Genomic DNA, 9,583 nt, shown 5'->3' on the forward strand with positions numbered 1-9,583 from the left:
CCGTAGTCGATCCACGATCCTTTGTTCAGCCGCCGGTCGACGGTGAAGATTATGCCGACGGGCGCATCGAAGAAGACGAAGTTGCGATCGTGCTGCGCCCGCATCCTGTCGACCTCGCGCCGGCCGATGCCGAGCGCGCCATATAGGCCGAAGCCGTTCGCGCGGCGACGAGTGAGATAGGGTTCGAAGAACTGGTCGGGATAGTAGCGATACTCGTCCCACTCGGCCTTCTCGGCGCGGATGCCTGAATTGAGGATGGCCTCAGAAATGCGCTGCTTGACATCGCCCTTGGTGACATACACCCGCCAAGGCTGCATGTTGGTGCCGGATGGCGCGCGCGCGGCGACGGAAAGGATGTCGCGGACCGTCTCGTCGTCGACCATATCGGGCAGGAAGGCGCGCACCGAGCGGCGCGACGTGATCGCCTCGTCGACGATCGCCGCATCCTTGGCTATCCGGCTGTTGTTTTCCAGCATGGGTCGTCCCTTTGCGCGTGACCGGGAACCAAACCGGCTCCCGCGAAGGACCACGCACAGACTCCTTGAAACCTGGCCCCCGACCGGACGTCCCCATTCGCCGTTCGTCGCCGAGCCTTTGCATGAACCGCAAAAAACGCGCAAGCAAATCTTGTGGCATCATGAAAATCCTCTTGATTTTTTCATGGAGTTGCCCTCTCATGAAATTTGTCTCCAATTTTTCATCGGAAGGCCGATGGTCTCGACCGCTCCCAGGCCGGAACAGGACAATGGCGAGCGGTTGCTGGCCGGCGACATCCGTGCGCTGCGCAAGGCGCGCGGGCTGACGCTGGCCGAGATCGGCCTGAGGCTCGGCCGCTCCGTCGGCTGGGTCAGTCAGGTAGAGCGCGGCCTGTCGGTCCCTTCGCTCGGCGACCTCAGGGCTTTCGCCGACCTGTTCGGCGTGCCGATCAGCCTGTTCTTCAGCCATGACGTGCCGGTCGAGGCGGAGCGCGGCGTGGTCGTGCGTGCCGGCAGCCGCCGCTCGCTTGGCACAAGCGAATCCGGACTTGTGGAGGAGCTTCTGTCGCCCGACCTCGGCGGTAGCTTCGAGATGCTGCGCTCGGAATTTGCGCCGGGTGCGGAGCTGAAGACCGAAGCGCGCCGTCCGACCGAAGAAGCCGGCTATGTTACGTCGGGTGTTTTCGAGATCGAGATTGCCGGCGTCTGGCACCGGCTCGGCGAAGGCGACAGCTTTCGTTTCGATGGCAAGCCGTTTCGCTGGCGCAATCCCGGCGCCGAGCCGGCGGTGGTCATCTGGGTGGTTTCGCCACCTGTCTATTGATTGGAGGGGAAGAACATGGCGGGTTTGCCGAGCACGGCACGCGTGGTGATCATCGGAGGCGGTGTCGTCGGCGCCTCCTCGCTCTACCACCTTTGCAAGGCGGGGTGGACCGATTGCGTGCTGCTCGAAAAGAACGAGTTGACCTCGGGCTCGACCTGGCATGCCGCCGGCAACGTGCCGACCTTCTCGTCCTCATGGTCGCTGATGAACATGCAGCGCTATTCGACCGAGCTCTATCGCGGGCTCGCCGATGCCGTCGACTATCCGATGAACTACCACGTCACCGGCTCGCTCAGGCTCGCCCATTCGAAGGAGCGCATGCAGGAATTCCGGCGCGCCAAGGGCATGGGCCGCTACCAGGGCATGGACATCGACGTCGTCGGGCTGGACGAGATCAAGCGCCGCTATCCCTTCATCGAGACGCATGAGCTGAAAGGCGCGCTCTACGACCCGAGCGACGGCGACATCGATCCGGCGCAGCTGACGCAGGCGCTGGCCAAGGGCGCGCGCGACATGGGCGCCAGGATAATCCGCTTCTGCCCGGTCACCGGCGCTCGCCGCGAGAACGGCGAATGGGTGGTCGCCACACCGCAGGGCGAAATCCGCTGTGAGATCGTGGTCAATGCCGCCGGCTACCGCGCCGCCGAGCTAGGAAAAATGTTCGGCCGCGCAGTGCCGATGATGGTGATGAGCCATCAATACATATTGTTCGAGGAGATCCCCGAGCTTGCCGCCTGGACGAAGGAACAGGGCAAAAAGCTGCCGCTGCTGCGCGACGTCGACACCTCCTACTATCTGCGCCAGGAAAAGACCGGCATGAACCTCGGCCCCTATGAGCGCAATTGCCGCGCGCATTGGGCGACCCACAACGACCCGATGCCGGAGGATTTTTCCTTCCAGCTCTTCCCCGACGATCTCGACCGGCTGGAGCACTACCTTGCCGACGCCGTCGCGCGCGTGCCGATCCTCGGCACCGCCGGCCTCTCCAAGGTGATCAATGGGCCTATCCCCTACGCGCCGGACGGCAATCCGCTGATCGGCCCGATGCCCGGCGTGCCCAATGCCTTCGAGGCCTGTGTCTTCACCTTCGGCATCGCGCAAGGCGGCGGCGCCGGCAAGGTGCTGGCAGAGTGGGTCACCGAAGGCCAGACTGAATGGGACATGTGGTCCTGCGATCCGCGCCGCTTCACCAGCTTTGCCTCGGCACCCGACTATTGCGTCGCCAAGGGCATGGAGATCTACGGCAACGAATACGCCATCCAGTTCCCGCGCCACGCCTGGCCGGAGGGCCGCAACCGCAAGCTGTCGCCGCTGCACGATCGCATCAAGGCGCTCGGCGGCCAGTTCGACGCCTACAATGGCTGGGAACGCGCCACCTGGTACGCTCAGCCCGGCGACGACACGTCGGAGGAATCGACGCTGACCTTCCGCCGCGACGGGCCGTGGCAGCACCGCGTGCGCGAGGAATGCCTGGCAGTGCGCGATGCCGCCGGCATCCTCGACCTGCCCGGCTTCTCGCGCTTCAACCTCGAAGGTCCGGGCGCCGCCGACTGGCTGGCGCTGCAGGTCACCGGCCTGGTGCCGAAGCCCGGCCGCATCGGCCTCGTCTATTTCTCCGACGACAAGGGCCGAATTGTCACCGAAATGTCGGTCGTGCGCCATGGCGAGGACCAGATGACGCTGATCACCGCCGCGGTCGCGCAATGGCACGATTTCGAATGGCTGAAATCGCGCATGCCCAAGAATGCGACCTTCACCTTGACCGACCGCACCGAGGAGTATTCCACCCAGATCCTCGCCGGCCCGAACTCGCGCAAGATTCTGGGCGGGGTCTGCGCCGCCGACCTCACGCTTCCCTGGCTGACGCATCAGGAAACGACGATCGCCGGACGCTGGGCGAAGCTGGTGCGCGTCTCCTTCGCCGGCGAGCTCGGCTGGGAGATCCACACCAGGGTCGCCGACACGGCAACGGTCTTCGATGCCGTCTGGTCCGCCGGACAAAACCACGGGCTGAAGCCGTTCGGCATGTATGCGCTGGATTCGCTCCGGCTCGAAAAAGGCTACCGCGCCTGGAAGGGCGATCTTTCGACCGACTATTCGATCCTGCAGGGCGGACTGGAGCGCTTCGTAAAATGGGACAAGCCCGAGTTCCGCGGCAAGGGGGCACTGCTCAACGAAAAGCAGCAGGGCGTGAAGAAGCGCTTTGTCACTTTGGTCGTTGAGGACCCCGGCGATTGCGACGCGCCCTATATGTCGACGCTCTGGCATGACGGCAGGATCGTCGGCGAGACGACGTCGGGCGGCTGGGGTCATCGCATCGACAAATCGATCGCACTCGGCATGCTGCGCGCCGACCTCGCCGAGCCCGGCACCCCGTTGGAGATCGAGATCTTCGGCGACCGTTTCAAGGCGGTGGTGCAGAAGGACGAGCCGCTCTGGGATCCGAACAATGAAAGACTAAGGGCATGAAGTCCGTAATTCTCACTGATGGCGGCATGGGCCAGGAACTGGTCCGGCGCAGCAAATCCGAGCCGACGCCACTGTGGTCGGCCAGGGTGCTGATCGACGAACCGGATTTGGTGCGCGACCTGCATGCGGAGTTCATCCAGGCGGGCGCCCGCGTCATCACCATCAACACCTATTCCGCGACCCCGGAGCGCCTGGCGCGCGAAGGCGCTGAAGACCTGTTCAAGCAGCTTCAGGCCCGCGGCGTCGAGCTTGCCAAGCAAGCTTGCGAACAAGCCGGCGACGCAGCCGTCGCCGGCTGCCTGTCGCCTCTTTTCGGCAGCTACGCGCCGGCGCTGACCATCTCCTTCCAGGAGACACTCGATACCTACCGCCGCATCGTCGCCGCGCAGGCCGATGGCGTCGATCTCTTCCTGTGCGAGACCATGGCCTCGGCCGACGAGGCGCGCGCCGCCGTCACCGCGGCGAGCGAAAGCGGCAAACCCGTCTGGGTATCCTGGACGCTCGCCGACCATGGCGCGCCGCGCCTGCGCAGCGGGGAGGCGATCGCCGCCGCGTCGGCCGCGCTCGGTGACCTGCCGGTCGCCGCCAGGCTGGTCAATTGCTGCCGGCCGGAAGCCGTCAGCGCCGCATTGCCCGAATTGATCGCGCTTGGGGGGCCGGTCGGCGCCTATGCCAACGGCTTCACCGCGGTCGAGGCGCTGAAGCATGGCGGCACGGTCGACGTGCTGCATGCGCGCCATGATCTCGACCCGGAAGCCTATGCCGGGCAGGCCATCGGCTGGGTCGAGGCCGGCGCCCATATCGTCGGCGGCTGCTGCGAGGTCGGCCCCGCCCATATCGCTGCCCTACGCGGCCGGCTCGAGCAGGCCGGTCACAAAATCTCGGGAGTTCCGTAATGCCCAGACCCTCATCGCGCATTGCCGGCATCGTGCCCTCGGGCAAGGACGGATGGGAGGTGCATTTCTCGGCCTGGACCCGCAAGCAGGCCGGCGAGGACATCATCATGCTTTCGGTCGGCGACCACGACTTCGACACGCCTTCGGAAACCATTGAGGCCTGCGTGACTGCGGTTCGGGCCAGCAACCACCACTACACGCCCCTTCCCGGCCAGCCGCGCCTGCGCAAGGCGATGGCGGCGGCCTCGACCGCCTGCGCCGGCGTCGTGACGGAGCCCGACCAGGTCATCGCCACGCCGGGCGGACAGGCGGCGCTCTATGCCGCCGTGCAGGCCGTGCTCGACCCCGGCGATCACGCCATCGTCGTCGCGCCCTATTACGCCACCTATCCCAATACCTTCAGCGCCGCCGGCGCCGACTTCACCGTTGTCGAGACGCCGGCCGAGGACGGCTTCCAGCCACGCGCCGAGATGATCCGCGCCGCACTGCGGCCCAACACGCGCGCTATTCTGATCAACACGCCGAACAACCCGACCGGCGCGGTCTATTCGCGCGAGCGGCTGGAGGACCTGGCCAAAGTCTGCCGGGAGCATGATCTCTGGCTGCTGTCGGACGAAGTCTACTGGACGCTGGGTGGCGGCGAGCACATCTCGCCGCGTTCCCTGCCCGGCATGGCGGAGCGCACGTTGGTCATCAATTCCATGTCGAAGAGCCACGGCATGACCGGCTGGCGCATGGGCTGGCTGACCGGCCCCAGGGAAATGATCGCGCTGCTCATCAACCTCAACCTGGTGACGACCTACGGCCTGCCGGCCTTCATCTCGATCGCCTGCGCCGAAGCGCTCGAAAACGGCTACGGCGTCAAGGCGATTGCCGAGCGTTACGCCGCGCGGCGCACGCTGTTCCTCGAAGCGATCCGCGGCATGAACGACGTCACCGTGCGCGGCTCCGAGGGCGGCATGTATGTCATGCTCGACATTTCGGCGATCGAGCCTGACGACGAGAAGTTCGCCTGGGCGCTGCTCGACAAGGAACGGGTCGGCGTCATGCCGGGTTCGAGCTTCGGCGAGGCCGCCGCCGGCCACATCCGCGTCAGCCTGTGCCAGCCCGAGCCCATCCTCAAGGAGGCAGCGCTTCGCCTGCGCCGCTTCGCTTCCGCCTACCGCCGCGAGGCCGCATGAGCAAAAGCATTCCCGGCAAAGCCATTCCCAACAAGGCAAGGGCCGTCATCATCGGCGGCGGCGTCTCCGGCTGCTCGGTCGCCTATCACCTGGCCAAGCTGGGGTGGACCGACATCGTGCTGCTCGAACGCAAGCAGCTCACCTGCGGCACGACCTGGCATGCAGCGGGTCTGATCGGCCAGTTGCGCGCCTCGCAGAACATGACGCGGTTGGCGAAATATTCGGCCGACCTCTACGTCAAGCTCGAGGCCGAGACCGATGTCGGCACCGGCATGCGCCAGGTCGGCTCGATCACCGTCGCACTGACCGAGGAGCGCAAGCACGAAATCTACCGGCAGGCGTCTCTCGCCCGGGCGTTCAATGTCGACGTGCGCGAGATTTCGCCCCGCGAAGTCAAGGAGACGTACCCGCATCTCAATGTGTCCGACGTGGTCGGCGCCGTGCACCTGCCGCTCGACGGCCAATGCGATCCGGCCAACATCGCCATGGCGCTAGCCAAGGGCGCGCGCCAGCGCGGCGCTGCCATCGTCGAGAACGTCAAGGTCACCAAGGTCCACACCAAGGACGGCCGCGTCTCCGGCGTGTCCTGGGCACAGGGCGAGGAGCAAGGCACGATCGAGACCGACATCGTCATCAACTGCGCAGGCATGTGGGCACGCGAGCTCGGCCGACAGAACGGCGTCACCATCCCGCTGCACGCCTGCGAGCATTTCTATCTCGTCACTGAGCCGATCCCAGGGCTGACCCGCCTGCCGGTGCTGCGCGTGCCGGACGAGTGCGCCTACTACAAGGAGGACGCAGGCAAGATGATGCTCGGCGCTTTCGAGCCCGTTGCAAAGCCGTGGGGCATGGACGGCATTCGCGAGGATTTCTGCTTCGACCAGCTGCCCGAGGACATGGACCATTTCGAGCCCATCCTCGAAATGGGCGTCAACCGCATGCCGATGCTCGGCACCGCCGGCATCCATACCTTCTTCAACGGCCCGGAAAGTTTCACGCCGGACGACCGCTACTATCTCGGCGAGGCGCCGGAGCTTTCCGGCTACTGGATGGCGACCGGCTACAATTCGATCGGCATCGTGTCTTCCGGCGGCGCCGGCATGGCGCTGGCGCAATGGATCAATGACGGCGAAGCTCCCTTCGATCTCTGGGAGGTCGATATCCGGCGCGCCCAGCCCTTCCAGAAGAACCGCCGCTATCTCAAGGAGCGCGTCTCCGAAACGCTCGGCCTGCTCTATGCCGACCATTTCCCCTATCGCCAGATGGCGACGTCACGGGGCGTGCGCCGCTCGCCCTTGCACGAGCATCTGAAGGCGCGCGGCGCTGTGTTCGGAGAAGTGGCGGGCTGGGAGCGCGCCAACTGGTTCGCCCGCGACGGCCAGGAGCGCGAGTACCGCTATTCGTGGAAACGGCAGAACTGGTTCGACAACCAGCGCGAGGAACATCTCGCGGTCCGCGACGGCGTCGGGCTTTTCGACATGACCTCCTTCGGCAAGATCCGTGTCGAAGGCCGCGACGCCTGCGCCTTGCTGCAAAGGCTCTGCGCCAACGACATGGACGTCGCTCCGGGCAAGATCGTCTACACGCAGATGCTCAACGCCAAGGGCGGCATCGAGAGCGACCTGACGGTGACGCGGCTTTCGGAAACGGCCTATTTCCTCGTCGTGCCCGGCGCCACTCTGCAGCGTGACCTTGCCTGGCTGAGGCGGCATGTCGCCGACGAGTTCGTCGTCATCACCGATGTGACCGCGGCCGAGGCCGTGCTCTGCCTGATGGGTCCAGAGTCGCGAAAGCTGATCCAGAAGTTGAGCCCCAACGATTTTTCCAATGAGGGGAACCCCTTCGGCACCTTCCACGAGATCGAGATCGGCATGGGGCTCGCCCGCGCCCACCGCGTCACCTATGTCGGCGAGCTCGGCTGGGAGCTCTATGTCTCGACCGAGCAGGCGGCGCACGTGTTCGAGGCAATCTCTGACGCCGGCGCGGAGGTCGGCCTGAAGCTTTGCGGTCTGCACACCCTGGATTCCTGCCGCATCGAAAAAGCCTTCCGCCATTTCGGCCACGACATCACCGACGAGGACAACGTGCTGGAGGCTGGCCTCGGCTTCGCGGTGAAGACGAGCAAAGCCGACTTCATCGGCCGCGATGCGGTGCTCAGGAAGAAGGAGGCTGGCCTCGACCGTCGACTGGTGCAGTTCCGTCTCAAGGACCCGCGACCCCTGCTCTTCCACAACGAGGCGATCTTGCGCGACGGCAAGATCGTCGGTCCGATCACCTCCGGCAATTACGGCCACCATCTCGGCGGCGCGATCGGGCTTGGCTATGTGCCGTGCCAGGGCGAGAGCGAGGCGGATGTGCTTGCCTCATCCTACGAGGTCGAGATCGCCGGCGAGCGTTTTGTGGCGGAGGCGTCGCTGAAGCCGATGTATGATCCGAAGGCGGAACGGGTCAGGATGTAGCACGCCTTTCCCTTCTCCCCGTTCTACGGGGAGAAGGACGCTAATCGTCAAAACCTTTCCAGCTTCGCCCTCACCTTTGCCAGGAACGCCGCCCGGCTCCTCGGCGTCGAGGAATCCATCAGATAGTGCGCCAGGAAGAATGTCCTGCAGCGCGTGGCGCAGAGCGCGCGCATGCCGCGCAGGATGGTCTTGCGGCCCGGCTGGCCGACGACGACGCTCCACCAGGTCGGCGCGCCGCAGGTGGTGATCACGCCGACCTTCGTGACGTGTCGCATCAGCGACTTGATCCGCCCCTTGCCATTGGGCAGCTGGAACGCAACATCCGTCGCCCACACACGGTCGAGCCAGCCCTTCAACATCGCCGGCAACCCATACCACCAGGTCGGATAGACGAAGAGGATCGCCTCCGCCCACATGAGATGATCGAAATGCGGCTTCAGCGCCGGGTCCTGCGGCGCGCGCTCGTTGTAGAAACGCCGCTCCTCGCAACTCATCACCGGATTGAAGTTCTCGGCATAGAGATCGAGCAGCCGCACCTCCCAACCGCGTCGCGTGAGCACCTCGACGGCGCTGTCGCGGATCGAAGCGCAAAAGCTCTCCGGCACCGGATGGCAATAGACCACCAGCACGCGCATCAGAATTGATCCATGCTCGCCGCGACTTTCGCCGTGAAGGCAGCCCGCGACGCGTCGGTCGAGAGGTTCATCGAGTAATGCGCGAGGTAGGAGACGGGAGCGCCGGGCTTGATGGTGGCCCGCAGCATGCGCTTGACCACCTTGCGCGGTGGATCGCCCATCAGCATGGCTCGAAAACGGCTGCCGCCATAGGTGGTGACGGCCGCCAGCTTGCGGATGTTGTGCAGCGTTGGCCGCACCTTGCCGTCGACCAGCTTGAACGAGACGCCAGGCAGGAAGACACGGTCGAAAAAGCCTTTCAGGATCGCCGGATAACCGTAGTTCCAGACCGGAAAGGAGAGCACCAGTGCTTCCGCTTTTTGCAGCCTTTCGACATAGCCGGCCACGGCATCGCCCGGTCCGCGCTGGTCGTGGTAGCCGAGCCGCTCGGCCCGTGTGAGCCTGGGGTCGAAATCCTCGGCATAAAGGTCGCAATCGTCGATCGTGTGTCCTGCCGCGCCCAGCCGCTCGACGATCGTCCGGTGCAGGCCGGCATTGAAGCTGGTCTCCACCGGATGAGCGTAGAGGACGAGGATGTTCACGGGAGGAATTTCCCTAGGTCAGCGCCAGGCACCCCCCTCTGCCCTGCCGGCCATCTCCCCCTC

Annotated in this window: 8 protein-coding genes; 5 read left to right on the forward strand and 3 right to left on the reverse strand. The window is 65.2% G+C overall.

What is annotated here, in order from left to right:
• Nucleotides 1–476 (reverse strand): nitroreductase family protein (locus EN781_RS15995; protein ID WP_127400138.1); only part of this gene is annotated, 476 nt, incomplete at its 3' end.
• 235 nt (nt 477–711) lie between these two features.
• Here EN781_RS15995 and EN781_RS16000 point away from each other — a divergent pair.
• From EN781_RS16000 to EN781_RS16020, 5 genes are read left to right on the forward strand one after another with little or no spacing between them, the layout of a single operon-like run.
• Entirely contained in the window at nt 712–1,299 is a 588-nt protein-coding gene (locus EN781_RS16000) for an XRE family transcriptional regulator (protein WP_126054069.1), read from the forward strand.
• A gap of 15 nt (nt 1,300–1,314) precedes the next feature.
• Nucleotides 1,315–3,768, forward strand: coding sequence for an FAD-dependent oxidoreductase (locus EN781_RS16005; protein WP_126054068.1), 2,454 nt, complete (start codon nt 1,315–1,317; stop codon nt 3,766–3,768).
• Complete coding sequence (locus EN781_RS16010; RefSeq protein WP_126054067.1) at nt 3,765–4,664, forward strand: homocysteine S-methyltransferase family protein; 900 nt, start codon at nt 3,765–3,767, stop codon at nt 4,662–4,664. The genes EN781_RS16005 and EN781_RS16010 overlap by 4 nt, the downstream gene beginning before the upstream one ends.
• Complete coding sequence (locus EN781_RS16015) at nt 4,664–5,845, forward strand: pyridoxal phosphate-dependent aminotransferase (protein WP_126054066.1); 1,182 nt, start codon at nt 4,664–4,666, stop codon at nt 5,843–5,845. The genes EN781_RS16010 and EN781_RS16015 overlap by 1 nt, the downstream gene beginning before the upstream one ends.
• Nucleotides 5,842–8,304, forward strand: a complete 2,463-nt coding sequence (locus EN781_RS16020; protein ID WP_189347610.1) for an FAD-dependent oxidoreductase — start codon at nt 5,842–5,844, stop codon at nt 8,302–8,304. Before EN781_RS16015 ends, EN781_RS16020 begins: the two co-directional genes overlap by 4 nt.
• A 47-nt stretch (nt 8,305–8,351) precedes the next feature.
• On the opposite strand, the gene EN781_RS16025 is transcribed toward EN781_RS16020, so the two are convergent.
• Nucleotides 8,352–8,939, reverse strand: coding sequence for an NAD(P)H-dependent oxidoreductase (locus EN781_RS16025; RefSeq protein ID WP_126054065.1), 588 nt, complete (start codon nt 8,937–8,939; stop codon nt 8,352–8,354).
• Nucleotides 8,939–9,520, reverse strand: coding sequence for an NAD(P)H-dependent oxidoreductase (locus EN781_RS16030; protein WP_126054064.1), 582 nt, complete (start codon nt 9,518–9,520; stop codon nt 8,939–8,941). Before EN781_RS16030 ends, EN781_RS16025 begins: the two co-directional genes overlap by 1 nt.
• Nucleotides 9,521–9,583 lie beyond the last annotated feature (63 nt).

It is taken from the genome of Mesorhizobium sp. M4A.F.Ca.ET.090.04.2.1, assembly GCF_003999085.1.
Lineage (GTDB): Bacteria > Pseudomonadota > Alphaproteobacteria > Rhizobiales > Rhizobiaceae > Mesorhizobium.